General features: G+C 35.4%; 27 protein-coding genes, 1 pseudogene and 1 riboswitch. All 28 genes and pseudogenes read right to left on the reverse strand.

The genetic code is table 11. The annotated features are described in order from the left end of the window. Positions 1 to 42: 42 nt before the first annotated feature. The 28 genes and pseudogenes from BLV40_RS00840 to BLV40_RS00975 all read right to left on the reverse strand — a co-directional run bounded on the left by BLV40_RS00840 (position 43) and on the right by BLV40_RS00975 (position 25,787). Positions 43 to 960, reverse strand: a complete 918-nt coding sequence (locus tag BLV40_RS00840; RefSeq protein WP_090687059.1) for a helix-turn-helix domain-containing protein — start codon at positions 958 to 960, stop codon at positions 43 to 45. A gap of 21 nt (positions 961 to 981) precedes the next feature. Continuing rightward, the gene (locus BLV40_RS00845; RefSeq protein WP_026590383.1) at positions 982 to 1,767 is read right to left on the reverse strand and encodes a DUF3388 domain-containing protein; all 786 of its coding nucleotides are present in this window, start codon (positions 1,765 to 1,767) and stop codon (positions 982 to 984) included. Positions 1,768 to 1,906: 139 nt separating this feature from the next. Continuing rightward, positions 1,907 to 2,155, reverse strand: coding sequence for a DUF3243 domain-containing protein (locus tag BLV40_RS00850; protein WP_026590382.1), 249 nt, complete (start codon positions 2,153 to 2,155; stop codon positions 1,907 to 1,909). A gap of 79 nt (positions 2,156 to 2,234) precedes the next feature. Beyond that, positions 2,235 to 2,948, reverse strand: a complete 714-nt coding sequence (locus BLV40_RS00855) for an elongation factor P 5-aminopentanone reductase (protein WP_090687061.1) — start codon at positions 2,946 to 2,948, stop codon at positions 2,235 to 2,237. A gap of 190 nt (positions 2,949 to 3,138) precedes the next feature. Beyond that, entirely contained in the window at positions 3,139 to 4,425 is a 1,287-nt protein-coding gene (locus BLV40_RS00860) for an EF-P 5-aminopentanol modification-associated protein YfmH (protein ID WP_090687063.1), read from the reverse strand. Beyond that, positions 4,426 to 5,700 (reverse strand): EF-P 5-aminopentanol modification-associated protein YfmF, encoded by a 1,275-nt coding sequence (locus BLV40_RS00865; RefSeq protein ID WP_026590379.1) that lies wholly within the window; start codon positions 5,698 to 5,700, stop codon positions 4,426 to 4,428. It abuts the gene before it with no gap. A gap of 256 nt (positions 5,701 to 5,956) precedes the next feature. Next, positions 5,957 to 6,916, reverse strand: a complete 960-nt coding sequence (locus BLV40_RS00870; protein ID WP_026590378.1) for an ABC transporter permease — start codon at positions 6,914 to 6,916, stop codon at positions 5,957 to 5,959. Continuing rightward, complete coding sequence (locus BLV40_RS00875) at positions 6,917 to 7,975, reverse strand: ABC transporter permease (RefSeq protein ID WP_026590377.1); 1,059 nt, start codon at positions 7,973 to 7,975, stop codon at positions 6,917 to 6,919. After that, positions 7,968 to 9,500, reverse strand: a complete 1,533-nt coding sequence (locus BLV40_RS00880; protein ID WP_090687065.1) for an ABC transporter ATP-binding protein — start codon at positions 9,498 to 9,500, stop codon at positions 7,968 to 7,970. The genes BLV40_RS00875 and BLV40_RS00880 overlap by 8 nt, the downstream gene beginning before the upstream one ends. Positions 9,501 to 9,608: 108 nt before the next feature. Then, positions 9,609 to 10,685 carry a BMP family lipoprotein gene (locus BLV40_RS00885; RefSeq protein ID WP_026590375.1) on the reverse strand — a complete coding sequence of 359 codons (1,077 nt, stop codon included), beginning with the start codon at positions 10,683 to 10,685 and terminating at the stop codon, positions 9,609 to 9,611. Positions 10,686 to 10,774: 89 nt separating this feature from the next. After that, positions 10,775 to 11,500, reverse strand: coding sequence for a GntR family transcriptional regulator (locus BLV40_RS00890; protein WP_026590374.1), 726 nt, complete (start codon positions 11,498 to 11,500; stop codon positions 10,775 to 10,777). 228 nt (positions 11,501 to 11,728) lie between these two features. Further along, a riboswitch (purine riboswitch) is annotated at positions 11,729 to 11,830 on the reverse strand. Between the two features lie 204 nt (positions 11,831 to 12,034). Further along, positions 12,035 to 14,428 (reverse strand): DNA translocase FtsK, encoded by a 2,394-nt coding sequence (locus tag BLV40_RS00895; RefSeq protein ID WP_026590373.1) that lies wholly within the window; start codon positions 14,426 to 14,428, stop codon positions 12,035 to 12,037. Between the two features lie 211 nt (positions 14,429 to 14,639). Beyond that, positions 14,640 to 14,843, reverse strand: a complete 204-nt coding sequence (locus BLV40_RS00900) for a YlzJ-like family protein (RefSeq protein WP_090687066.1) — start codon at positions 14,841 to 14,843, stop codon at positions 14,640 to 14,642. Continuing rightward, entirely contained in the window at positions 14,840 to 15,577 is a 738-nt protein-coding gene (locus BLV40_RS00905; RefSeq protein ID WP_026590371.1) for a ClpP family protease, read from the reverse strand. Before BLV40_RS00905 ends, BLV40_RS00900 begins: the two co-directional genes overlap by 4 nt. Before the next feature lie 99 nt (positions 15,578 to 15,676). Further along, positions 15,677 to 17,347, reverse strand: a complete 1,671-nt coding sequence (locus BLV40_RS00910) for a ribonuclease J (protein WP_026590370.1) — start codon at positions 17,345 to 17,347, stop codon at positions 15,677 to 15,679. Positions 17,348 to 17,755: 408 nt separating this feature from the next. Further along, on the reverse strand, positions 17,756 to 18,634 hold the full coding sequence (gene dapA, locus BLV40_RS00915; RefSeq protein ID WP_090687068.1) for a 4-hydroxy-tetrahydrodipicolinate synthase: 879 nt from the start codon (positions 18,632 to 18,634) through the stop codon (positions 17,756 to 17,758). 11 nt (positions 18,635 to 18,645) lie between these two features. After that, entirely contained in the window at positions 18,646 to 19,878 is a 1,233-nt protein-coding gene (gene dapG, locus BLV40_RS00920; RefSeq protein ID WP_026590368.1) for an aspartate kinase, read from the reverse strand. A gap of 25 nt (positions 19,879 to 19,903) precedes the next feature. Continuing rightward, on the reverse strand, positions 19,904 to 20,950 hold the full coding sequence (asd, locus tag BLV40_RS00925; RefSeq protein WP_090687070.1) for an aspartate-semialdehyde dehydrogenase: 1,047 nt from the start codon (positions 20,948 to 20,950) through the stop codon (positions 19,904 to 19,906). 149 nt (positions 20,951 to 21,099) lie between these two features. After that, positions 21,100 to 21,288 (reverse strand): annotated as a pseudogene (gene spoVFB, locus BLV40_RS00930) (dipicolinate synthase subunit B); the annotation flags it as partial. A gap of 69 nt (positions 21,289 to 21,357) precedes the next feature. Further along, positions 21,358 to 21,675: a hypothetical protein gene (locus BLV40_RS00935; protein ID WP_090687074.1), complete on the reverse strand. Its 318-nt coding sequence runs from the start codon at positions 21,673 to 21,675 to the stop codon at positions 21,358 to 21,360. A gap of 215 nt (positions 21,676 to 21,890) precedes the next feature. Further along, positions 21,891 to 22,097 carry a hypothetical protein gene (locus BLV40_RS00940; RefSeq protein ID WP_244525324.1) on the reverse strand — a complete coding sequence of 69 codons (207 nt, stop codon included), beginning with the start codon at positions 22,095 to 22,097 and terminating at the stop codon, positions 21,891 to 21,893. 261 nt (positions 22,098 to 22,358) lie between these two features. After that, positions 22,359 to 22,703: a hypothetical protein gene (locus BLV40_RS00945; protein WP_090687077.1), complete on the reverse strand. Its 345-nt coding sequence runs from the start codon at positions 22,701 to 22,703 to the stop codon at positions 22,359 to 22,361. Positions 22,704 to 22,774: 71 nt separating this feature from the next. Continuing rightward, positions 22,775 to 23,026 carry a hypothetical protein gene (locus BLV40_RS00950; protein WP_244525325.1) on the reverse strand — a complete coding sequence of 84 codons (252 nt, stop codon included), beginning with the start codon at positions 23,024 to 23,026 and terminating at the stop codon, positions 22,775 to 22,777. Positions 23,027 to 23,332: 306 nt separating this feature from the next. Continuing rightward, complete coding sequence (locus BLV40_RS00955) at positions 23,333 to 23,659, reverse strand: hypothetical protein (protein ID WP_244525326.1); 327 nt, start codon at positions 23,657 to 23,659, stop codon at positions 23,333 to 23,335. A 185-nt stretch (positions 23,660 to 23,844) separates the two neighbouring features. Beyond that, positions 23,845 to 24,162: a hypothetical protein gene (locus BLV40_RS00960; protein ID WP_026590362.1), complete on the reverse strand. Its 318-nt coding sequence runs from the start codon at positions 24,160 to 24,162 to the stop codon at positions 23,845 to 23,847. Positions 24,163 to 24,373: 211 nt separating this feature from the next. Then, positions 24,374 to 24,715, reverse strand: coding sequence for a hypothetical protein (locus tag BLV40_RS00965; protein WP_244525327.1), 342 nt, complete (start codon positions 24,713 to 24,715; stop codon positions 24,374 to 24,376). 208 nt (positions 24,716 to 24,923) lie between these two features. Next, a complete protein-coding gene (locus BLV40_RS00970; protein WP_231503889.1) occupies positions 24,924 to 25,271 on the reverse strand; it encodes a hypothetical protein in 348 nt (115 codons plus the stop codon). A gap of 198 nt (positions 25,272 to 25,469) precedes the next feature. Next, complete coding sequence (locus BLV40_RS00975; protein ID WP_026590360.1) at positions 25,470 to 25,787, reverse strand: hypothetical protein; 318 nt, start codon at positions 25,785 to 25,787, stop codon at positions 25,470 to 25,472. Positions 25,788 to 25,834 lie beyond the last annotated feature (47 nt).

Consider the following 25,834-nt stretch of genomic DNA (forward strand, 5'->3'; position numbering starts at 1 on the left):
AAACATTTGTTCATTGGAAAAAAGTCATCGAAGCGATGACTATTATTGTGCAGGTTGCCCTGTCCCTAGATTTTTAATCACTAATCTTTGGTGATATTCCTTTTCTGGATCTAGTGGGAAAGCAACTGGTTGGCCATTCAGTTTAATTTCAACATTCGGTGCACTTCCAATGTTGAGAAGTACTTCTTTTGCTGTTGTTAAATCATGTTTTTCTGTTTGACCTTCTTGAAGTGTGCCATTAAAAACGACATTTCCAGCTTCACTTTTAATATCTACATAACTTGCACCCTTCGCTGTAATTTCTAACTCCAGTGCTTTATTATTATGAATTTCCAAAGTAGATACCTTACCACTTGTTCCAATAACCTTCACTTCTTCTTGACCAGTAGTCGGCTGTTGTGCTGGTGGTTCTTCTTTCTTTGGCTCTTCTTTCTTAGGTTCTTCTTTTTTAGGTTCTTTTGCTTTTTCTCCTTCTTTCTTTTCATCAAGCGGAGAATCTTTTGCCTTCTGTACTTCTATTTGTTCGCTTTTACTTTGTTTTACTTGTCCTTCATCTTTTCCCGCTAACCATTGAAAAACAAACCACACAGCTACTCCTACTGCAATTACCAATAATGCGATCAATATTTTAGGCATATGATCTGCAATTGGAAGTGATGCTGCTTTTTGCATTGTTTCTTGTGTCTTTTGACTTTTTGATACTTGCGGTACATCATGAGATTCAGATTGTGGTATTACACTTTGATACTCCGCAAGCAATTGTTCTCCATTTAAGCCAACCGCATCCGCATATTGTTTAATAAATGCACGCGCATAAAATGCACCAGGCAATATACTATAATCGCCCTCTTCAATCGTTACTAAATAACGTTTTTGAATTTTCGTAACCCCATGTAGCTGATCGATAGACAAGCCTTTCGCTTCCCTTGCTTCTTTCAGCTTTTGTCCTAATTCCGTCACTTCTAACACCTCAATATTTCTTTAAAAGTCAAACATAGAGAAATTATTTTGCGTTCCTTGCTCAATTTCATCTACTAAATCATATTGAATTTCTTCATCATAATCGTTACGCAATTCAATAATATAATCAAAATCATCAAGTGTGTATTCTGATTGAGTCACGAATACATCTGGATGTTCGACAACTTTTGTTGCAGGCAATCTCATAATTTCACGAACGAGCTGCCAATGTTTTTCATTTGCACGCTTTGTTGAAACAATTCCATCTAATATAAAAATATTATCGTCACTATACTCATCTTCAATTAGTTGACTGCGTACAGTTTGTTTAATCAGAGTAGACGAAACAAAAAGCCAACGCTTATTTGCACAAACGCTTGCAGCAACGATAGATTCTGTTTTACCAACGCGAGGCATTCCTCGTATCCCGATGAGTTTATGTCCTTCTTTTTTCATCAGTTCTGCCATAAAATCAACGAGTAACCCTAATTCATCACGCACAAAACGAAATGTTTTCTTATCATCTGCATCTCGTTGTATATACCTGCCGTGCCTAACTGCCAACCTATCTCTGAGCTTTGGCGGACGATATTTCGTTACCGTTATATTATCCATCGTATTCAAAATTGATTCAAGTCTAGAGATTTGCTCTTGACTATCACACATAAGTAACAGTCCACGCCGAGCGTTATCTACACCATTAATTGTGACAATATTAATGCCAAGCATACCGATTAACGAAGAAACGTCACCAAGCAAGCCAGGTCGGTTTTTATGTATTTCATATTCAAAATACCATTCAATCATCAAACGTCACTCCCCCTGCTTACTTTACACCTACGTACTATATTATATGATTTTACGTTAATAGGGAAGATAAATGTATAATCGAATCACGGTATTTTAGATACCTAAAAAAAAAGAGAGGATTTTCTCCTCTCTTTTTTTACTTATGTTGTACAAACTTTACCATTAAATTAGCTATTATATGCTGCTCTTGTTCATCAGCCACTTTCCAAAGCTCAGCTAATAACTTTTCTTGATCATTTCGTGCCTCTACTTCATTTGCTAAATAATCTCCTACACGGAATGCCATATCTGAGACCGCACTACCATCAAGCCCTTTTCCTTGCGCCTGTTCTAAGCGCTCTCCTAAATAACTTTTCCACTGGTCAAAATTATCTAATACTGACATGGTTAAGCACCTCACTATTAAGTAATAGAATCATGCTTAATTTGTACAATTTTTCATTTTTTATGTACATATTTTTATTTTAACAATGCCAGCCACCATTCACTCCAATAATTTGTCCTGTTATATATGAAGCAGATGGTGATACAAGGAAAGAAACAGTTTTTGCGACTTCCTCCGGAAATCCAATTCTTCCAGCTGGAATCTCTTCTGCAATTCCTTGCTTGTCCTCTTCTGAGAACACGCTTAACATTTCTGTATTTATTGCTCCTGGTGATACTGCGTTTACACGTATCCCGCTTAAAGCTACCTCTTTCGCTAATGCTTTTACATACGAATTTTGTGCCCCTTTTACCATGGAGTATAACACTTCACAAGACGCCCCTATCTGCCCCCATATAGATGAAATAACTACGATATTTCCACTTCTTAGACGAATCATCGATGGAAGCGCAAGTGAAAGAAGTTTATAAACACTCTTCACTTGCAATTCCACCATCTCATTCAATTGCTCATTTGTCACATCTGTCACCAAACCAAATATACTTCGCCCAGCTGCATACACAATTACATCAATAGGATTTTGAATTTGCGCCCAGAGCTTCTGTACGCCATCTACTGCAGCTAAATTAGCTTGAACCGGAATAATCGCACCCAGCTCTAGCTTTAATCCCTTTATCTTTTCTTCACTCTTGTTGTAATGAACATACACTGTATAACCATCTTCAACTAATTGTTTTGAAATTGCAGAGCCGATTCCTCCGCTTCCTCCCGTCACTAGTGCAAACTTTGTCATATATATCCTCTCTTATCTTTCCTCTACAGAGAAACTCTTTCAAGTCACTAATTCTATCATGTATTCACAAACAAATAATACCCCCACCTTACAATTCAGCAATAGCCAAAAGGTTAGGTGAGGGGATAAAGTAAAACTACCTGTAAAGTTCTACATCGTAAAGCTTAAGCTCAACTATTCATGTTTCACTTTATTTTTTGGGCAATACTTGGCAAATGCTCATTCTTTCCTCAGACAAAAATACTTTTGCCGCTTCTTGTAAATCTTGAACAGTTAATCCCTCTAAAACGGAAAGAGCATCGAATAAACTAGATTCATTAAATGCATACCTTGTGAATTGATTTGCAATATATTCAGGCGAGTTAAGCGAGCGTAAGAAGCCACCAATTTTCTTTTTCTTTACACGCTCTAGCGCCTTCTCATCTAACTCATTATAATCCGTCTGTAATAAAATACCTTTCAATCGATTGGCTAGCTCATCAGGCTGTTTCGTGTCGCCACCAACCATCGCAAAGCCAAAGTTATTTTCTTCTGTATAATCATAAGAGAATGAATCATCAATAAGTCCTTCATTATATAATGACTCATAATGAGTTGATCCTTTCCCAAATAAATAATCTAAAAGTAATGTAAGCGCAATCTCTTGTTTTAAAAGCTCTTGCCCTTTTTCTTTAAGCCCAGTCGCTTTAATACCAACTAAACATTTCGGTGTTTGAACAGGCATAGAAATAATTTTTTTCTTTTCATTTACCGCTTCTGGTTCCTCTTCAAACGAACGTACAATTTCTGGTTGATTTTTATAATCTTTTTTCGCCTGGTTTTCACGTACTAACTGCATTGTCTTTTCTGGATCAATCGCTCCAACAACAAATAGCAACATGTTGCTAGGGTGATAAAATGTCTCGTAACATTCATATAATAAGTCTTTTGTAATTTCACTAATGGACTCAATCGTTCCTGCAATATCAATTTTAATTGGATGTTTAACGAATAAACTATCGATTAAACCAAAATACAAACGCCAATCTGGGTTATCTTGATACATTTGAATCTCTTGGCCAATAATACCTTTTTCTTTTTCAACTGTTTTTTCAGAAAAATACGGCTCTTGAACGAAATTTAATAATGTATTTAAATTTTGTTCTACATTTGATGTACACGAAAAAAGATAGGCTGTTCTCGTAAATGATGTAAAGGCATTAGCAGAAGCACCTTGTTTACTAAACAATTGAAACGCATCATGATCTTCTTTTTCGAACAATTTATGCTCAAGAAAATGAGCAATTCCATCTGGCACCCGAATCATTTCTTCTTTTCCAAGTGGAACAAACGTATTATCAACGGAACCATATTTTGTTGTAAATGTAGCGAAAGTTTTGTTAAATCCTTGCTTCGGCAATATATATACATCTAACCCATTTGGAAGCTTCTCATAATATAGAGTTTCTTTTAATTGTTCATAAGAAATTTTCTCCATCTATTCTCCCTCCGTTCCGTGTAAAAAGTAAATCGTATCAAGTTCAATATTATTGGCAACCTTTACAATTTCCTCTTTTGTAACACGTTCAATCCCAGTCAACCATTCCTCTACTGGACGTGTACGTTCTGCAATAACGCCATGATAAAGCATTTCTACAAAACCACGTGGTGTATCAATCGCCTCTAGAATTTGATTTTGAATTACACTCTTAGTTTGATGGATCTCTTCTTCTGAAAAGTCACCACTTTGCATCGCTTTCATTTGTTCTTTAATAATCTCGACCGCTTTTTTATAATTTTTCGCTTCAATTCCTGACATAACAAAAAGAAGACCTTTATGACTTTCAAAGCGAGATGCTGCATAATACGCTAAACTATTTTTTTCGCGTACATTCACAAATAATTTTGAATGTGAGAACCCGCCAAATAATCCATTAAATAGCTGAAGCGCAAAATAATCTTCATCACGGTATGTAATATATGTGCGATATCCGATATTTAATTTACTTTGCTTTAATTCTTGTTTTTCCACAATTTCTTGTTCTTCATTATTTCGCTTATGAAGAATAACATGTTTCTCTTTTTCTTCACGAGGCGGAATTGAAAAATATTTACCTACTAAATCAATCGCATCTTCAGCTATGTCACCAATGATATATAGATCCATTTCATCTTCCACTAACACCTTTTGATAATAACTATATAACGTTTCATTCGTAATGGAAGCAACGCGCTCTTTTTGACCATTTGCACTTATACGATACGGTTCTACTTTACACATTTCTTCTATTAATCGTTCATTCGCATAACGCATTTTATCATCATATGTAGCTTCAATTCGTTGCACGAGTGCTCTTTTCTCGCTTTCTACAATTGGTTGTAAAAAGCCACTTCCCTCCGTTGCTGGATGTAATACGATATCGGATAGTATAGAAAGCGCCTTTTCAAAGAGTGGCGGTGCATCCTGTAAATATGTTTCATTTGCAATGTCTACATAAATAGAAATGATATGATCTTCCCCTTTTTTACTTACATCTACCGCTAGGGAAGAACCGTATAATTCCTCTAAATATTGACGAAGACGAATTACGGATGGTAGTTTTTCTGTTGCACTTTGTAATACATATGGTAATAATGCACGCTCTGTCACCGTTTCTTCGTTTAAAGGTGCTTTAAAGCGAAATACAAATGTATTTGTTTTATATTTATCTGTCGGAATCATATGTACACGCAAACCACCTAATTCATGTATTTGCTGTTCCATCAGTTTCATTTTATAGCCCTCCTTTACGTATGTAGGAATATTCCTCTTCAATATACAATTTTTAGAAACGAAAAATCAACTTTTCTCCCTTATTTCCGTCACATAGCTCTCCTTCTAACGGTTGACTACTTAAAAAGGAAGAAAGTAAATTTCTGTATTAAGCATATTCTATGTAAAAAAGCTCGCACTAATGTGCGAGCTTTTTTATAACTTATTTTCTCTTTACAAATACTTATAATAATGTAACAGTATTTACTATTTTATATTATCGTTTTCCTTTTTCATACGGTGTCCCAAGTGCCTTTGGCGCTTCTGAACGTCCTACAAAACCAACAAGTGCTAAAATCGTAAATACATACGGTAATATTGTTAAGAGAACACTTGGGATTTGATCTAATACTGGAATTGTACCGCCCGTTACACTAAGTGATTGTGCAAAACCGAAAAACAATGCGGCACCAAGCGCACCAAGTGGATTCCATTTCCCGAAAATCATCGCAGCTAACGCCAAGAAACCTTGTCCTGTAATCGTAGCACCTGAGAAGTTATTCGAGATTGACATTGAAAAAATGGCACCACCAACCCCTGCAAACATTCCTGAAATACAAACAGCAATATAACGCATTTTATACACATTAATTCCCATTGTATCTGCCGCCATTGGATGTTCCCCAACAGCGCGAAGGCGAAGGCCGAATGGAGTTTTATAAATAATGTACCAAACAACGAATGCTAAAATAATGGCAATATAAGATGTTAATGGTACATTTGAGAAAAAGATCTTTCCGATAATTGGAATATCTGAAAGTCCTGGAATATCAATTTTTTCAATACGGTATTGTATAAAATCAGTTTGTCCTTTACCAAAGATCTTCTTAATCGCAAATACCGTTAAACCAAGTGCTAAAAAGTTGATGGCAACTCCACTGACAACTTGATCAGCTCGGAACGTAATGGATGCAAGCGCATGAAGTAGTGCAAATAATCCACTTCCAATTGCTGCAAATACAAGCGCAATCCAAGGAGTCATTGCCCCCCAAGTATCACCCATTAATAGCGTTGTAATAACACCAATAAACGCACCAAACAACATTAATCCTTCTAACGCAATATTTACAACACCTGAACGCTCACTAAACACTCCACCTAGCGCTGTAAAAATAATCGGTGCCGCCGTATATAATGTCCCTGTCACAAGAATGGCTAAAATATCTAGGAAGCTCATTTATTTCCCCTCCTTGCTCATGCGAGTAAGTGCCCATCTTAAAACATAACTACATGCAACAAAGAAGATTATACATGCAATAATTACGTTAATCAGCTCTGATGGAACATCTGCTTCAAAGTTCATTTGCGGCGCTGCACTTTTTAACCCACCAAATAATAACGCCGAAAGTATAATACCGAATGGATTATTCCCCCCAAGAAGAGCTACTGCGATTCCATCGAATCCAATTCCCGTGAATGTCGACATTGCCGTCATGCTTTGGAATGTACCCAACCCTTCCATTGCACCACCAATTCCTGCAAACGCACCAGCAATTGTCATAGAAAGGATAACATTACGTGATACTTTCATTCCTGCATATTTTGACGCATGTTGGTTAAATCCAACTGATTTTAATTCATAACCTAAAGTTGTTCTATCTAGTAAAAACCACATGAAGATTGCAATAAGAATTGCGACAATAATCCCCCAATGAAGACGTGACCCATCTGTCAAAGAAGATAACCAATCCGAAGCTAACGACGCACTTGACTTAACATCATATGTTTTATCGTTTCCTTCATGTAAAAAACGTTTAATGATGTCATATGTAACATATAACGCAATATAGTTCATCATAATTGTGACAATAACTTCGTTAACTTTAAATTTCCCTTTTAAATACCCCGGAATAAATCCCCATAATCCACCTACAATCGCAGCTACTAAAATAGATAACGGAATATGAAGAAATGCAGGAAGTGATACGGCATAACCAAACCAAACTGCCGCAAGCCAACCAACCAGTAACTGGCCTTCTACACCAATATTAAATAATCCTGTACGAAACGCAAACGCGACTGACAACCCAGCAAGAACAAGTGGAATCATTGTACGTAATGTTTCTCCGATTGCACTTGGACTACCAAACATACCAGTCCAAAGTGCACCGTATCCAACAATTGGATCATAACCACTTACTAACATTACAATAGCGCCTACAAGTAATCCAAAGATAACTGATAATACAGGAACTAAAATATTAATCGTTCGTTCGGTTAATATTTTTTTAGCCATTTGTACCCACCTGCTCTTTCTCTGTTCCCCCAGCCATTAAAAGACCAAGCTGTTGTTCATTTGTTTCTTTCGCATCAACTATCGCTACGATTTTCCCTTCATAAATAACCGCGACACGGTCACTCACATTTAGAATTTCATCAAGTTCTAAAGATAACAGAAGCACCGCTTTTCCTTTATCTCTCTGCTCAATTAATTTTTTATGGATAAATTCAATTGCCCCAACATCTAAACCACGTGTTGGCTGCGCTGCAATTAATAATTCTGGATCACGATCTACTTCACGTGCAATAATTGCCTTTTGTTGGTTTCCACCAGATAGGGCACGAGCTAATGTTTGTTCACTCGGTGTACGCACATCAAACTGTTCAATTAGAGCTTTTGCTTTCTCTGTAATTTTAGCGAAGTTTAAAATTCCTTTTTTTGAAAATTGATTTTTATAATACGTTTGTAAAACCATGTTATCTCTTACTGAAAAATCAAGAACGAGACCATGTTTATGACGATCTTCTGGAATATGACCAATTCCTTCTTCTGTAATACGTCTAACTGGCCAATTTGTTATTTCTTTCCCTTTAATTGCAATAGAACCTGACTCAACTTTTCGTAAACCAGTAATCGCTTCTATAAGTTCGCTTTGTCCATTTCCATCAATTCCTGCAATACCGACAATTTCTCCTGCACGAACAGTTAAGTCAAGGCCTTTTACAGCAGGTAATTGACGTGCATCATGAACCACAAGGTTTGTAATGGAAAGTACATCTCCCTCAGGTCTAGCGTCTATTTTTTCTGTTTTAAAATTCACTTGACGTCCGACCATTAATTCCGCAAGTTTATGTTCATTTGTATTTGCAACATCAACAGTTCCAATTCCTTTTCCTTTTCGAATAATCGTACAGCGGTCACAAACTTCCATAATTTCTTTTAACTTATGTGTAATAAGAATAATAGATTTTCCTTCTTGTACAAGCTTTTTCATAATTTGAATAAGCTCATGAATCTCTTGAGGAGTTAACACTGCCGTCGGTTCATCGAATATTAAAATTTCTGCTCCTCGATAGAGCGTTTTTAAAATCTCAACACGTTGCTGCATACCTACAGAAATATCTTCTATCTTTGCATACGGATCCACAGCTAAACCGTACTGTTCAGATAACTGCTTAATTTCTTTTGCAGCATCTTCAATAGCAATCTTCCCTTTTTTCTTCGGTTCATTTCCAAGAATAATATTCTCTGTAACTGTAAAATTATGAACGAGCATAAAATGTTGATGAACCATCCCGATACCAAGGTCATTTGCAATGTTAGGATTGGTAATTTTTACAGGGTTACCTTTAATTTTAATTTCCCCTTGCTCTGGTTGATACAAACCAAATAATACATTCATGAGCGTTGATTTCCCTGCACCATTTTCTCCAAGTAAAGCATGTATCTCTCCCTGTTTTACTTGTAACGTAATATCATCATTCGCTACAATGCCTGGGAATACTTTTGTAATATTATTCATCTCAATTACGTATTCCATATTGTGCCTCCTTTTAGCAGGGAACAGTCCCCTATTACACTCTATTAACAGCAATTTCATATATACAAAGGTTAGTTCTAAGAACTAACCTTTGCTATTTCTCTATCATTATTTCTTAAGAGAAGCCTCGTATTGCTTGTACTCATCATCAGTCGCAGGTACTTTAATTTCACCAGCAGTAATTTTCTTTTCAAACTCTTCTATTTTTGTTAAAATTTCTGGGTTTACTTTTTTCACATTATCAGTTGTTTTCGCAATACCGACACCGTCATCTTTTAAACCGAACTCTTCTACTTTTCCACCTTTTAGTTTACCGTCTTTTGCTTCTTCTGCTACTTTTTGAACCGCAATGTCAACACGTTTTACCATAGAAGTTAACGTTACATTTTCAGGCATACCTTCTTGATGTTGGTCACGGTCAACACCGATTACCCAAACATTTTCACCTTTTTTCTTACGGTTTTTCGCTTCAGTAAATACACCGTTACCAGTACCGCCCGCAGCGTGATAAATCACATCTACTCCCTGTCCATACATCGCTGATGCAAGAACTGTACCTTTTTCAGGTTTATCAAATGCTTCTGCATATTCAGATACAATCTCGATGTTTGGATTAACAGCTTTAGCGCCAGCTTTAAATCCGTTCTCAAACTTACTAATTAAATCACTCTTCATTCCGCCAACAAAACCTACTTTATTCGTTTTTGTTGACATCGCTGCTACTGCACCCACAAGAAACGACCCTTCATGATCCTTAAATGTAATGCTTGTAACGTTTGGTTCTTTTACGACAGTATCTACAATCGCAAACTGTTGTTTTGGAAATTCTTTTGCAACCTCTCCAATTGCTTTTTCTAATTTATATCCAATACCAAAAGATAAATCATATTTATCTTTTGCAAATTTCTTTAAGTTCGGAATATAGTCGGCTTCTTTTTCAGACTGAAGGTAACGATAGTTTGTTTTCTCTTTCAGCCCGTTATCTTTACCGAATTTTTTTAAACCTTCCCAAGAGGATTGGTTAAATGATTTATCATCAACGCCCCCAACATCTGTAACCAGACCTACTTTAATGCTCTTTTCATCTTTTTTGTCCCCACTTGCCTTATCCGAGTTACCACATGCCCCTAACACTGCACTCGCTGCCAACGTTAATGATAATAAAATACCTGTTTTTTTCTTCATACTAGAAACCCCTCCTAAATGATATATGTATCTATTAATATGCTAGTGTCCCCTTCTTCTTGCTGTCACCTCCCTAAAAAGGGAACGAATTACATGCGTTTTCTTAATACGTGGAAGCTAAATTTATCTGCTCTAAAATAATTAATAGAATATAAAATTGGTTCATCATTTTGATCATAGTGCATTTGTTTTAGAATCAGCAGCGCTGTTTCTGGTTCGCATTGTAAAATTGGTGATATTTTCGGATGATAACCAATTGGTTCAATGTGAGCAACTGCATATGTAATACGTTTATGCGTGTTATTATGAATTACAGTAAGCAATGATTCCTCATTATAATCGGATAAGTCCGGTAATACCTCTTTCGCCAACTTGTCAACACAGTACACAACAGGTTCCCCATCTGCTGTACGAACACGCTCAATCATTACAGCCTCAAAGCCTTCATCACTATTAAACTTTTCTTTTTCCTCTTCTGTTAGACTCGTAGTAGATGATGATAAAAAGATGGTTCCCGGCGTTTTCCCAACACTAGAAATCATATCTGTAATACTAGAAAGCTGTTCAATTCCAGAAGAAAACAGTGGTTTGGCATTCACAAAAGTACCAACGCCATGTCTACGAATGACAACATTTTCCTCCTCTAAAATACGCAACGCTTCTCGTAAAGTCGCTCTACTTACGCCAAGTTCTTTTGCTAAATCAAACTCTGAAGGCAATTTTTGTTTTTCTTTATATGCCCCGCTTTTGATTTTTTCTTTAATATGATCGATCACCCGTAAATATAAGTGTCGACTATCGGATTTAACTGACATAAGACTCCCCCGCATTCCAATTATTCGACCTCTGATGTAAGACTTCCGTTCTCTTTTTTCAACTAACAACATAGTATAGCAATGCTACCACAAAACGATATTTGTCGAATAAATGTTAATAATTTTTCAAAACGAAATTTTCTATCTTTATTTCATAAAAAAAACTTTGTACCACAAACATTCCTCATACAGAGAAAAAGTTCGGCACAAAGATCCCTTACATCCTTTGTTACACACTTTTCCCCTCATAGTCTAGCAATTCATGGTTGCCAGGTAGAAACTTATGGACCTTATCTCCAAGATTATATGAGGCAGTGATTCTTTTCGAAGTAATCGTAACACTTGCTCCCATATGTGTCAACACAATTCAACATTTTCCCACAAGTAATATCGAACATTTTTCAAAAATAACATTGAAAGCATTCGTATTCTAAAGAACATCTAAAAATGAAAGCCCTTTCTTTACCGGTGACTATAGTATATAACAAAAACACCATATAAAAAAGCCTAATTGTAAACAATTAGACTTTTTTATTAAGAACTTTTTTCTTGTATATCTTTAATCAAAACTTCTCTCGGTTTACTACCTTCATAAGGTCCAACCACACCATTCATTTCCATCGCATCAATAAGACGCGCTGCACGTGTATATCCTACTCGAAATCTACGTTGTAGCATCGAAACAGAAGCTGTTTGCATTTCTACAACAAGCTGAACCGCTTCATCATATAATTCATCTTCTACTTCTTGCTTTGTTTCCGGGACATCTTGCGGTATCATATCTTCTTGATATTGTGCTTTTTGTTGACCAATAACGTATTCTACAACTCGTTCCACTTCATCGTCTGATAGAAACGCCCCTTGTACACGAACTGGCTTAGACGCACCAATTGGTATGAATAACATATCCCCTCGTCCTAATAATTTTTCAGCGCCTCCGCTATCAAGAATTGTCCGAGAGTCCGTTTGCGAGGAAACCGCGAACGCAATACGTGACGGAATATTCGCTTTAATAACACCAGTAATAACATCAACAGATGGACGCTGCGTTGCGATAATTAAGTGAATCCCAGCAGCACGTGCCATCTGTGCTAAACGCATAATTGCATCCTCTACATCCGAAGAAGCGACCATCATTAAATCTGCCAACTCGTCCACAATTACAACAATGTATGGAAGCTCAGGTTGTTTTGCTTCTGATTGATCATTATGGTTTCTAATGTATTCATTATACCCTTCAATGTTACGTGTTCCACTATGAGCAAATAGTTCATAACGTCGCTCCATCTCACTCACAACTTTTTTCAAAGCTTGTGATGCTTTTTTAGGATCCGTCACAACAGGTGTTAATAAGTGCGGAACACCATTGTATACATTCAACTCTACCATCTTTGGATCAATCATCATTAACTTTACTTCATGTGGTTTAGCACGCATTAAAATACTAACAATAATACCATTAATACATACACTCTTGCCGCTACCAGTCGCTCCAGCTACTAATAGATGAGGCATCTTATTTAACCGCGCTAACACTGCGTCACCAGTAATATCACGCCCAAGGCCAATTAATAATTTTTCTTCCGGATGATTGTTCGCTTTCGAATCAAGTACTTCTCTAAGTGTTACCATGGAAACCTCTGAATTTGGAACTTCAATCCCTACTGCGGATTTCCCAGGAATAGGAGCTTCAATACGAATATCTTTCGCAGCTAATGCGAGTGCTAAATCATCACTCAAACTCACAATTTTACTTACTTTCACTCCCATATCAGGATACACTTCATATTTCGTAACCGCAGGCCCTTTATGTACTTTCGTCACTTTTGCTTTCACACCAAAACTTTGGAACGTACGCTCAAGCTTACGAGCATTTTCATAAATTTTTTCATTTTCATTTGTAACCTGCTTGTTTTTGGGAAACTTCAATATATCGATAGAAGGAAGCTTGTAATCTTTGTTTTCCACATTTGAAAATTGCATTGGGGGAGTTTTCATTTCCCCTTCTAGAGATTCAACTATCTTTTCTCCTCGTTTCTTTTGCGACCGCTCTTTTAATGCCGATGGAAGCTCCTCTTCCATAACAGGGGGGGCAATCAGCTCATCAGCAACTTCATCTTCACGATTTTTATCCTTTTCTTCACTTACTGGATAATTCTCTGTAAAGTTCGAAATAATTGGTGGACCAATTTCTATTTCTTCTACCGGTTCGACAATCTCTTCTTGTATATCATGCCTTTCACTACGTGTGCGCCTTGTCGCTTTTTTCTTTTCTGTTTGTTCAGCAGTGCGTTTCGCTCTCCAGTCCTTATAATCTCCCTGCATCACTTGAAATTGACTTCTAAGTATTCGTCCAACTGGAGCTAGTACTTCCCCAATATGTTTATTTGTAATGCAAAGTATACCAAGAATAACTAGAATAATCCCAATAATGTAAGCACCTACTTCATCAAACAAAAAGTAAAACGTTGCAAACATAAGCGCCCCAAACATACCTCCACCTAAATGAACTGTCTCTGTGCCTTTCTTCATCTCATGAAAGAACATATCTTTTGTGCTCACAATTACAGAAGTATTTTCTACCGCTCCGTCTTTTGTAAGAAGGTTAAATAATGTAATATGACTAAACATCAATATCGCTAACACAATTAAATAGACACCGATTAACCGTTTATTTAAAAGGTTTGGCCAACCGCGTCTTATAACAAACGCAATAGATAAAGCTATTACACCTAATACACCAATTATGTACCATTCGCCAAAGAAAAAGCGAAAAAATAACACAAATGATTTCCCTACAATGCCTAGCTGTAAGATTGTAATGATCGAAAGCGCAAAAAGAGTCAACCCGACGATTTCGTAATACAAAGTTGGCTTTATCGTACGTCTTGCTTTTGATTTCGTCCCTCTTTGCTTTTGTTTTACCATTTCTTCACCCCAAGTCCAAAAATTAAGTGAAACTTTCATTCATTGAAAGTATTTTTCATGTCATTCATCACATTTTTTAAATCTATTTACGCCGCATTTTACAAGATGTGTAAAATGCCGCGTAAACAGAAGAAAGCAGCCTAATCATGGCTGCTCAACCGTCTTGTTTTTTATATTATACCATAGCTTCTTAACAAAATCCTGCTTTTTGCTAAAAGGTTATTTTCTGGCCTGGTTCATACTGTAAGTAGTGGAATGGATTTGTACTTAACACACGAACAACGGAATAATATTGATTATTCTCTTCCGATACAACCATCTCTACTCCATTTACATTCACTATTTTTTGTCGTTCGTACTGCGAATAGTCCGCCTCATAAATAAGTTGCTCGGGCATAATTGTATATAAAATCATTGTAGCAACTTCCCATCTTGATTTCCACCTGTTTGCATATCTATTAATTCATTCAACTTTCGAATTGCATCTCCAATACCACCAACATCATCTATAAGACCATACTTCACTGCATCTATTCCGATTACATTTGTTCCAATATCGCGCGTTAAATTTCCCTTAGCAAACATAAGCTCTTTAAAACGATCTTCCGTCACTTTTGAGTGTTTTGTTACAAATCTTACCACACGTTCTTGCATTTTATCCAAGTACTCAAATGTTTGCGGCACACCAATAACAAGACCAGTCAGACGAACTGGGTGAATTGTCATCGTTGCAGTTTCAGCAATAAATGAATAATCTGTTGAGACTGCAATTGGCACACCTATCGAGTGCCCTCCACCTAAAACCAAAGATACAGTTGGCTTCGATAATGAAGCTACCATTTCTGAGATTGCCAATCCAGCCTCAACATCCCCGCCCACAGTATTTAGCAATAAAAGTAATCCCTCAATTTTCGGATTCTGCTCAATTGCCACAATTTGTGGAATCACATGTTCATATTTCGTCGTTTTATTTTGTGGCGGAAGCTGCATATGGCCTTCTACTTGTCCAACAATTGTTAAGCAGTGAATACGTGATTCATTCATTTGCGGAACGTTCGTTTGACCGAGTTGTTGGATTTTCTCTATTACTGATGCCTCTTTCGGCTCTGCTTCTTTTTCCTCATTTGTTAAACCATCACGTTCTGTCATATCGCATCCCCTTTCACTCTTATACCACTATTATTTCTTAAGTTGTAAATTTCATGCGATAGGGATCAAAAGAAAAAACCACCGGTAAAGGTGGTTTTCTTACACTTCCATGATAATTGGTAAAATCATCGGTTTTCTCTTCGTTTCCTCGTATAGGAACTGTCCTAATAATTCGCGAATATTTTGCTTTAACATAGACCATTCAATTGAATATTCTTTAATGGATTGTTCAACAATTGTACGTACAATATCTGTAGATTTTTCAATTAACGCTTCAGATTCACGAACATACACAAAACCACGTGAAATAATTTCTGGTCCAGAGATGATTTTCTTCTCATCTTTTCCAAGTGTTACAACAACAACTAAAATTCCGTCTTGTGATAACATCTTACGATCACGCAAGACAATATTTCCGACATCACCTACACCTAATCCATCAATAAGAACATTACCCGCTTGTACTTTACCAGCTGGCTTTGCCTCTTCGCCTTCAAAAACAATTACATCGCCTTTTTCTACGATGAAAATATTTTCTTTCAAGACACCAACATCTTCCGCCAAATACGCATGTGCCTTTTGCATACGAAATTCACCATGTACGGGTATAAAATACTTCGGTTTCATTAAATTTAGCATCAATTTCAATTCTTCTTGACTACCATGACCGGAAACGTGAACTTTTCTTTCTCCATAGTAGACAACCTCTGCACCAGCTCTAAATAGTAAATCAATAATTTTAGATACTGATATTTCATTTCCCGGAATCGGAGAAGCAGCAATGATAACTGTATCACCTTTACGAATTGAAATTTGTTTATGTGCTTGCTTTGCCATTCTTGAAAGAGCTGCCATTGGTTCCCCTTGGCTACCAGTTGTTAAAATTGCTACCTTCTTCTCTGGGAAATTATCCACTTCTTGCAGTGAAATAACCATGCCATCTGGAACATCTAAATATCCAAGACGTCTTGCGATATCCACCACTTTCACCATACTACGGCCTACAACAGCTACTTTACGTCCTGTTTCAGCAGCCGCATCAAATACTTGTTGAATACGATGTACATTAGAGGCGAAAGAAGCAACGATGATACGGCCTTCTGCACCATAAAATACTTTTGAAATCTCTATTCCAACTTCTTTTTCAGAACCTGTATAACCAGGACGCTCAGCATTTGTACTATCTGATAACAGACAAAGAACACCTTCATTTCCGATTTGAGCCATCTTTCCAAGGTCTGCTCCACTGTTACCAATTGGTGTTTGGTCAAATTTAAAATCTCCTGTATATACGATCGCACCTTTTGATGTATGGAAACAAACACCAACGGAATCTGGAATACTATGTGTTGTACCAAAGAATGAAACCGTTGTCGTATTGAATTCTACTTCTGAATTAGAATCAATTGTTTTTAAATCTACACGACCAAGCATTCCTGCTTCACCAAGTTTTTCTTGTATTAAACCTACCGTTAACTTAGTTGCATATACTGGGATTGAAAGTTTACGCAGTACATAAACAATTCCACCAATGTGATCTTCATGACCATGTGTAATAAATAAACCTTTTACTCGTTCTTGATTTTCTACTAAATATGTAATGTCAGGGATAACAATATCAATTCCAAACATCTCGTCTCCCGGGAACATCAATCCTGCGTCTACAATAAAAATCTCGGAATCAATTTCCACACAATACATATTCTTCCCGATTTCACCTACTCCACCGAGAGCAAATACTTTTACAGAATCATTCTCTTTTCTCTTCATGTTGTTGCCTGGTTTAAAAATCTTACAAACACTGATTTCACTAAAATTGTAGAGACACCAGGGAAACTCTACAACCACCATATATTCACCGTCCAAGACGAATGTCCTTACCGTTATGCGATATCATGTTCTCGTTCGTTTTTTAAACCAGGTTTCACCTCTCTTTCATTATATAAATCAAATATCTTATGCGATATGATATGAAAATTCCGTTAAACCATAATTTTTTCCAATTTTGCTAAGCATACCCGTACTAAGCTACTTAGCCATATTATAACTGATACAAGAAATAGAACACAAGTTAAATCGTGAGAAAGAAGGATGAAGTATATAAATTTCAAGGAGAATACCTGTAAAAAATTTCTTTCAAAATAAAAATGACCTAGTTTTTACACTAGGTCATTTTTATTAACGAGGAATCGATTGCATTACATCATGTAATGTTAGTCGTTCTTCTTCTGTTAATGGAATAAGTGGTAAACGCACAGATCCTACGTCTAATCCAACCATTTGTAACGCTGTTTTTACTGGTGTTGGGCTTGGTGCCATAAACAATGCATTCGTTACTTTAACAAGCAATTGATGCAATTTCTGTGCTTTTTTGAAATCTCCTACTTGGAATGCCGCAATCATTTCTTGCATTTCATTTCCAATCACATGAGAGGCAACAGAAACAATACCTTTAGCCCCAACCGCCATAGCTGGTAACGTTAAACCATCATCACCGCTGTATACAGCAAAGTCGTCCGCTGTTTTTTCAATAATTTCTGTCATTGTTAACACATCGCCACCAGCATCTTTAATCGCAACGATGTTTGGTATTTCTGATAAACGAACAACTGTATCAACGGAGATTTGTACAATAGATCGTCCTGGAACATTATATAGCATAACCGGAAGTTCTGTACTTTCAGCAATTGTTTTAAAATGCAGATACATTCCTTCTTGACTCGGCTTATTATAATACGGTGCCACTAACATAATTGCATCGACACCAACTTCTGTTGCTTTTTTCGTTAACTCGATAGAAGCATGCGTATTATTGCTACCTGTTCCAGCGATTACGGGCACCCTTTTATCGACAACAGATACGACATGGCGATATAACGCTACTTTTTCTTCTGATGACAATGTAGGAGACTCTCCAGTCGTTCCTCCTACCACAATTGCTGTTGTACCGTTATCAATTAAATAATTTAGCAATTTAGTTGTCTTCGCAAAATCGACGTTTCCATTTTTATCAAACGGTGTTACCATCGCTGTTGCAATTGTCCCAAAATCTATCATGGTCTCACTCCTTACTGTTCCAGTTGCTTTTCTTTTGAAAGCTCAAACGCAGTATGCAATGCATTCACAGCTTCCACTAAATCTACTTCTTTTACAAGCACCCAAATTGTCGTATGACTATCAGCTGATTGTAAAATTTGAACACCTTTTTCTGCTAAAGCTGTAACGATTTTAGCAGTAACCCCTGGAATACCTGCCATTCCAGCTCCTACAATAGATACCTTTGCACAGTGCTCCGTCACGATTGGATCATATCCAAGCTTATGAAGAACTTCAACAGCACGCCCAGATACATTATCACTTATTGTGTATGCCACGCCTGTAGGCGAAATGTTAATTAAGTCTACACTAATTCCTTCATTTGCCATTTCTTTAAAAACATGCTTTTGCAAATCGTACGATCCGTCTTTCGCAACTACTTTAATTTGCGTCACATTTGATACATGGGCAATTCCTGTAACTGGACGTTCCTCTATATCACGGCCTTTTGTAGCACCGGCATATGCAGCAATAAGTGTCCCTTCACTATCAGAGTACGTAGAGCGTACACGAAGTGGCACCTTTGCATGCATTGCAATTTCAACTGCACGCGGATGAACAACCTTCGCACCTTGATAAGCCATGTTGCAAATTTCATTGTACGTCACGTTTTGAAGATGACGCGCGTCCTTTACTATACGAGGATCAGCAGTCATCACACCTTCTACATCAGTAAAAATATCGATATATTCAGCATGAAGCGCAACACCTAGTGCCGAAGCTGAAGTATCACTACCACCGCGTCCAAGTGTTGTTATATCGCCATCTTTCGTTTGGCCTTGAAATCCAGTAACAACAATAACATCTACGTTTTGTAACTCTTCATGTATACGATCACAATTCATTTCAACAATCTTTGCGTTCGTAAAATCATCATTTGTCACAAAACCAGCTTGTGCACCATTCAGTGCTGCTGCTTTTATTCCGTTTTCATTTAACATATTTGAGAAAACGATTGCCGAAATTAATTCTCCGCATGATAGTAATAAATCCTGCTCACGTTTTGAAATACTAAATTCATTTTGATTTACAAGACTTAATAATGTATCCGTTGCATATGGTTCACCTTTACGTCCCATAGCTGATACAACCGTAACCACTTTATAACCAGCATCTAATGATTTTTTAACATGGTGAAGTGCATGCTTACGTCCATTTTCGTCACGTACAGATGTACCACCAAATTTTTGAACAATAATTTTCATTTTCTTTGCACCTTCTCTTAGCCGTTTACACTAATTGTAATTTTACTAATCGTTCTGCAATTTGAACAGAGTTCCATGCAGCACCTTTTAATAAGTTATCAGATACGACCCAAAGATGGAATCCTTTTTCATTATTTAAATCTTTACGAATACGCCCAACGAACACTTCGTTTTTACCTACTGCAGTAGATGGCATTGGGTAGAACTGTTCTGCTGGATTATCTTGCAGTACTACTCCTTCTGCATTTGCAAGTAGGTTTTTCATATCTTCTACTGTTACACCTTCTTTTTCTACTTCAATGTAAACAGACTCAGAATGACCTGATACAACAGGTAAACGTACACATGTTGCTGCTACTTCTAACTCAGGCATATGCATAATTTTTTTCGTTTCATTAATCATTTTCATCTCTTCAAATGTAAATCCATTATCTTGAAACTTATCAATTTGTGGAATAGCATTAAAAGCAATTTGGTAATGTTTTTTATCACCTGATACAGGTAAAACACTTGCTTTTACTTCTTCCCCATTTAAGATTGCTTGTGATTGTTCATGAAGCTCCTCAATTGCAGCAGCTCCAGCACCAGACACAGCTTGATATGTGGAAACAATTACTCGTTTTAAACCAAACTGTTGACGAATTGGTTCAAGAGCAACTACCATTTGAATTGTAGAACAGTTTGGATTTGCAATGATACCACTATGTTCTTTTAAGTCATTTTCATTCACTTCTGGTACAACAAGTGGTACATTTTCTGTCATACGGAATGCACTTGTATTGTCAACAACAATCGCACCACGTTTTGCTGCTTCTGGTGCTAATTGTTTCGATACAGATCCGCCTGCACTAAAGAGTGCAATATCGACTCCTTCAAAGCTTTCAGGAGTTGCTTCTTGTACTATGAATTCTTCTCCTTTAAATACAAGCTTCTTGCCTGCAGAACGTTTAGATGAAAGTAACGTTAATTTCCCAATTGGAAATTCTCGTTTCTCTAAAGTATTTAACATTTGTTCACCAACTGCGCCGGTTGCTCCAACTACAGCGACATGAAAAGTTTTTTGCTTTTCCATCACTATGCCCCTTTCTAGATACCAATCCTTCTATACTTAGAATTAGAAGGAGTATAAAATACCCCTTCTAATCTTAATAACGTTAATTTTATCATATTCTGCGATAAGAATGATGGTTTCATAAAAAATTGTCCGTTTTTTTTCGTTTTTTAATTCATATATCTGAATTTTTCTACAACAACAGGTTGTATTTGCTTCCCTTCTATCGCTTCTACAATTGTATCTTCAAGAAGTTCCATACGGGCTACCATTGAGTTTGGTTTTTTCTCTGGTGCATCTTGCCCAAATGGCACAAAATAAATATGTTTTGTCGCCATTAAACGCATAAGGTTTACACCAACAAAATGACGACAAAAAAAGAAATATTTTTTATTTACTTCTATTATATATGTACAACGTTACAACGTTTAATAATTATAACTTGTAACATTATAATCATTTTTATAGTCTACGTTTGCAGACACCTCTTTCTTTTTATCTCCAGATACATAACCGTCAACATTAATCCAGCTTCCAGAGATATCGTTAGAAAATTCCACTTTGGTCACTACGATATCCAAATTCTCCTTTACCTTAAAGTATTCAATAGCTGCTTTCGATGCTTTTTCTTTTATCTCTTGTTCTTCCTTTTCAGTGTACGGATGAGTAGCTTTATACAATTCATAAACAGTGCACGAACCCATTCCTAAAATTAACAAAAATATAACGAATAGAACTTTTTTCATTTATGATCTCCTCTATACGATCCTAATTAACGTAAAAGTAATTAGAATAAAGGGATTGTATGCGTCTGCCAATTGTAAAGTGATGAAACTCAATTGATGATAACAAACAAATTTTATCCTCATCTGAGTTTCGACATTTTTATATTAATAAATAGAGCAGAGCTTTTAATTATAATTAAACAATATGTAGTAAAAGTACTGTTCATTTAGAATAATTAATCACTCGTGTTTCCAATTTTATAATCATCTCTATATCTTATATTTGCATATACTTCTTTCTTTTTGTTGTCAGTAACATAGCCATAAACATTAATTGAACTTCGAGAAATATCTGTTGAAAATCCAACATTTTTCACTGTAATATTCCAATTTTTTTCTTTTTCAAAATACTCGGCTGCTACTCTTGACGCTTTTTCTTTCATCTCTTGTTCTTCTTTTTTAGTGTACGGATGAGTAGCTTTATAAAACTCATATACAGCACACGAACCAGTACCTAAAATTAATATAAATGTAATTAATAGAATTTTTTCATTTATTATTACCCCATTACTATTATAATATTAAATATTCAGAAATAAAGGAGCGTTATAGGGAATGAAATCTCAGATACAACCTATAAAGAGTTGTCTAGCGCAACTATAGAGCTAAGCAAAATCACAAATTATATGTAATCTATAAATTCCTCACTCTTTTCCACTTTCTATCTCATGTAGTTTTTTGCTTATAGTCACTCCAGATACCTCGTAATTATAATCTACTGTTGCAGATACCTCTTCTCTATTTTCCTTAACATATCCATATACAAAAATAGAACTACCTCCCAAAGACCCAGAAAACTCAACTTTAGTAACTTTAATATCCCAATTTTTTTCTTTTTTAAAATATTCAACAGCAGCTTGTGAAGATTTTTCTTTCATTTCCTTTTCTTCCTGTACGGTGTAAGGATGTATCGCTTTGTTATATTGAACCGCAAGATACGCCCCCATACCAAAAAACACCAAAACAATTATAATAATTACCTTTTTCATTTATTTATCCCCCCTAATCTATTATAAAGAAGGAAAGTAAAAAAAGAGCCCTATTAATCTAGGCCTCTTTATTATTCTACAAAGAGTTCGCTTACTTCATAATCTCTATGAGAAGATACTACAACAGAAAAACCCTTATTTTTATCATTAGAGATGTATCCATCAACAAAAACCTTTAGGCCTCCCATTTCACCTGAAAATTCTACATCTGTTATAGTAACATCCACATTTTTTTCTTTCTTAAAATATTCAATTGTAGCTTTTTTAGCTTTATCTTTAATTTCTTGTTGTTCTTGAGACGATATTGACATTAAAGGATTCACTATATGTATGAGTTTTATGACTGTACAAGAGGCAATACCAATAAGAATAATTCCAACAATTATTATAATTTTAAGTGAATTCCGAATTATAATCCCCCTGTTTCTCATTATAACTTATATTACCAAATCTATAAAATTACGGAGAGAAGTAGCAGAATTGAATATTGCCATATTAAAAAGAAAATAGACAACTAAAATAAAGCTCATGAAAAACATCATTGTCATGCACTTTCATAAAAACTGCGCTAATAGCAATATATTTATTATTAAATAGAAAACAGAAAAAGTAATTCTTGATTACAAAGTTTAATAACTAACACTTGTAACTTTATAATCATTTTTATATTCTACATTAGCAGACACTTCTTTCTTTTTATCTCCAGATACATAACCGTCAACATCAATCCAGCTTCCAGAGATATCGTTAGAAAATTCCACTTTTATAACTACAATATCCCAATTCTTCTTTGTTTTAAAATATTCAATAGCTGCTTCCCATGCTTTTTCTTTTATCTCTTTCTCTTCTTTTTCACTATAGGGGTGTGTAGCTTTATAAAATTCATAAATAGTACACGACCCAATCCCTAAAATCAACAAAAACGTAATTAATAGTATTTTTTCATTTATTATCACCTCTATACTATCCTAATTAACGTAAAAGTAATTAGAATAAAGGAATTGTATGTGCCTTCCAATTGTAAAGTGATGATAACAAATAAATTTTTTCTTCATCTGAGTTTCGATATTCTCATCTTAATAAAGCAGTGCTGTTAATTCTAAATAAACATAATGTATTAAAAAATATTTATTTAAAATAATTAATCAACCGAACCTTCAACTTTATAATCATTTTTATATTCCACATTTGCATATACTTTTTTCTTCTTGTCTTCAGTTACATAACCATAAACATCAATCCAGCCTCTAGAAATATCTGCTGAAAATTCTACTTTCGTCACTGTAATATTCAAATTTCTCTCTTTCTTAAAATGTTCGACAGCTGCTCTTGAAGCTTTTTCTTTAATCTCGCTTTCTTCTTGCTCACTATAGGGATGTGTAACTTTATAAAATTTATAGACGGCGCACGATCCCATTCCTAAAATCAAAAAAAATGTAATTAATAGGATTTTCTTCATTTATTATTACCCCCATTACCATTATAATATTAAATATTCAGAAATAAAGGGACGTTATAGGGGATATAATCTCAGATAAAACCTATAAAGAGTTGTCTAGCACAACATATAGAGCTAAGCAAAAAAGCTAACTAATTTCAGTTAACTTTTTCGCTTGATGATATTTACCAAAATCACAAATTATATGTAATTAATGAAATTTTCACTCTTTTCAACTTTCCATATTATGTAGTTTTTCACTTACAGTTACTCCAGATACTTCGTAATTTTTATTATACTTTATTGTTGCAGATACCTTTTCTCGATTTCCCTTAACATATCCATGTACAAAAATAGAACCACCTCCCAAAGATCCAGAAAATTCAACTTTAGTAACTTTAATATCCCAATTTTTTTCTTTTTTAAAATATTCAACAGCAGCTTGTGAAGATTTTTCTTTCATTTCCTTTTCTTCCTGTGCGGTGTAAGGATGTAACGCTTTGTTATATTGAACCGCAAGATACGCTCCTATACCAAAAACTACCAAAACAATAACGATTATTACCTTTTTCATTCGTTTATCACCCTTAATCCATTATAAAGAAGAAAAATATAAAAGAGCCCTATTAATCTGAGGTCCCTGAAAAAGGACTCCATCACCTTCTATATACAGGTGACAAACCCCTTTCTTTTTCAACATATCGAGAAAATGCACATTATTTTTTCAAAGCAATCACTTTTCCAGTGCCATCCTTAATCTAGGTCTCTTTTTTTCTGCATTACTATTCTTGGACTCTATAATCATCTTTCCAGTAAACAGTAACAGCAAATGTTTTGGTTTCATCATTAGAATAATGTCCATTAACAAAAATTGTACCTCCACCTAACTCTCCTGAAAATTCCATGTCTGTAACAATAACATCAACATTTTTTTCTTTTTTAAAATAATCAATAGTAGCATGTTCAGCTTTGTCTTTTATTTTTTGCCTTTCTTCAGGGGACATAGATGTTATAGGGCTTATAATCGGTCTTAATTTAATAACAGTACAGGCTGCAACACTGATAAGAATAATTTCGACAATTGTTATAATTTTAAGCGAATTCCGAATTATAATCCCCCTGTTTCTCATTATAACTTATATTACCAAATCTATAAAATTACGGAGAGATGTAGCAGAATTGAGTATTACTAAATTAAGAAATAAATATAATAGACATCTAACATGAAACTAAAAAAACTGTTATTTTCATATGAGCGTCACTAATTGTACACTCATATAGAAATATATTAATTATTAAACAGAAAAAGTAATTCTTGATTAGAAAGTTTAATTACTCGTACTATCTATTTCATAATCATTACGATATTCTACTCGAGCAAACACTTCTTTCTTTTTATCCCCAGATACATAACCATAAACATAAATCCAACTTCTATTTATATCCGTTGAAAATTCCATTTTTGTTACCGTGATATCCCAGTTCCTCTCTTTTTTATAATATTCAATAGCCGCTTTTGATGCTTTTTCTTTCATCTCGTTTTCTTCTTGCTCACTATAGGGATGTGTTACTGTATAAAATTGATAAACAGTACACGATCCCATTCCTAAAATTAACAAAAATATAACGAATAGGACTTTTTTCATTTATTATCTCCTCTATACTACCCTAATTAATATAAAAGTAATTAGAA

The organism is Bacillus sp. 166amftsu, from assembly GCF_900107445.1.
In the GTDB taxonomy this organism is placed as follows: Bacteria; Bacillota; Bacilli; order Bacillales; family Bacillaceae_G; genus Bacillus_A; species Bacillus_A arachidis.

Coding starts and splice junctions, on each gene's coding strand:
- BLV40_RS00845 (WP_026590383.1), bottom strand. CDS start 1,767: ATGATTGAATGGTATTTTGAATATGAAATACATAAAAACCGACCTGGC.
- BLV40_RS00850 (WP_026590382.1), bottom strand. CDS start 2,155: ATGTCAGTATTAGATAATTTTGACCAGTGGAAAAGTTATTTAGGAGAG.
- BLV40_RS00855 (WP_090687061.1), bottom strand. CDS start 2,948: ATGACAAAGTTTGCACTAGTGACGGGAGGAAGCGGAGGAATCGGCTCT.
- BLV40_RS00860 (WP_090687063.1), bottom strand. CDS start 4,425: ATGGAGAAAATTTCTTATGAACAATTAAAAGAAACTCTATATTATGAG.
- BLV40_RS00865 (WP_026590379.1), bottom strand. CDS start 5,700: ATGAAACTGATGGAACAGCAAATACATGAATTAGGTGGTTTGCGTGTA.
- BLV40_RS00870 (WP_026590378.1), bottom strand. CDS start 6,916: ATGAGCTTCCTAGATATTTTAGCCATTCTTGTGACAGGGACATTATAT.
- BLV40_RS00875 (WP_026590377.1), bottom strand. CDS start 7,975: ATGGCTAAAAAAATATTAACCGAACGAACGATTAATATTTTAGTTCCT.
- BLV40_RS00880 (WP_090687065.1), bottom strand. CDS start 9,500: ATGGAATACGTAATTGAGATGAATAATATTACAAAAGTATTCCCAGGC.
- BLV40_RS00885 (WP_026590375.1), bottom strand. CDS start 10,685: ATGAAGAAAAAAACAGGTATTTTATTATCATTAACGTTGGCAGCGAGT.
- BLV40_RS00890 (WP_026590374.1), bottom strand. CDS start 11,500: ATGTCAGTTAAATCCGATAGTCGACACTTATATTTACGGGTGATCGAT.
- BLV40_RS00895 (WP_026590373.1), bottom strand. CDS start 14,428: ATGGTAAAACAAAAGCAAAGAGGGACGAAATCAAAAGCAAGACGTACG.
- BLV40_RS00900 (WP_090687066.1), bottom strand. CDS start 14,843: ATGATTTTATATACAATTATGCCCGAGCAACTTATTTATGAGGCGGAC.
- BLV40_RS00905 (WP_026590371.1), bottom strand. CDS start 15,577: ATGACAGAACGTGATGGTTTAACAAATGAGGAAAAAGAAGCAGAGCCG.
- BLV40_RS00910 (WP_026590370.1), bottom strand. CDS start 17,347: ATGAAGAGAAAAGAGAATGATTCTGTAAAAGTATTTGCTCTCGGTGGA.
- dapA (WP_090687068.1), bottom strand. CDS start 18,634: ATGATAGATTTTGGGACAATTGCAACAGCGATGGTAACACCGTTTGAT.
- dapG (WP_026590368.1), bottom strand. CDS start 19,878: ATGAAAATTATTGTTCAAAAATTTGGTGGTACATCTGTACGTGACGAA.
- asd (WP_090687070.1), bottom strand. CDS start 20,950: ATGGAAAAGCAAAAAACTTTTCATGTCGCTGTAGTTGGAGCAACCGGC.
- BLV40_RS00935 (WP_090687074.1), bottom strand. CDS start 21,675: ATGAAAAAAGTTCTATTCGTTATATTTTTGTTAATTTTAGGAATGGGT.
- BLV40_RS00940 (WP_244525324.1), bottom strand. CDS start 22,097: ATGAAAGAAAAAGCGTCAAGAGTAGCAGCCGAGTATTTTGAAAAAGAA.
- BLV40_RS00945 (WP_090687077.1), bottom strand. CDS start 22,703: ATGAAAAAGGTAATTATTATAATTGTTTTGGTGTTTTTTGGTATGGGG.
- BLV40_RS00960 (WP_026590362.1), bottom strand. CDS start 24,162: ATGAAGAAAATCCTATTAATTACATTTTTTTTGATTTTAGGAATGGGA.
- BLV40_RS00965 (WP_244525327.1), bottom strand. CDS start 24,715: ATGAAAAAGGTAATAATCGTTATTGTTTTGGTAGTTTTTGGTATAGGA.
- BLV40_RS00970 (WP_231503889.1), bottom strand. CDS start 25,271: ATGAGAAACAGGGGGATTATAATTCGGAATTCGCTTAAAATTATAACA.
- BLV40_RS00975 (WP_026590360.1), bottom strand. CDS start 25,787: ATGAAAAAAGTCCTATTCGTTATATTTTTGTTAATTTTAGGAATGGGA.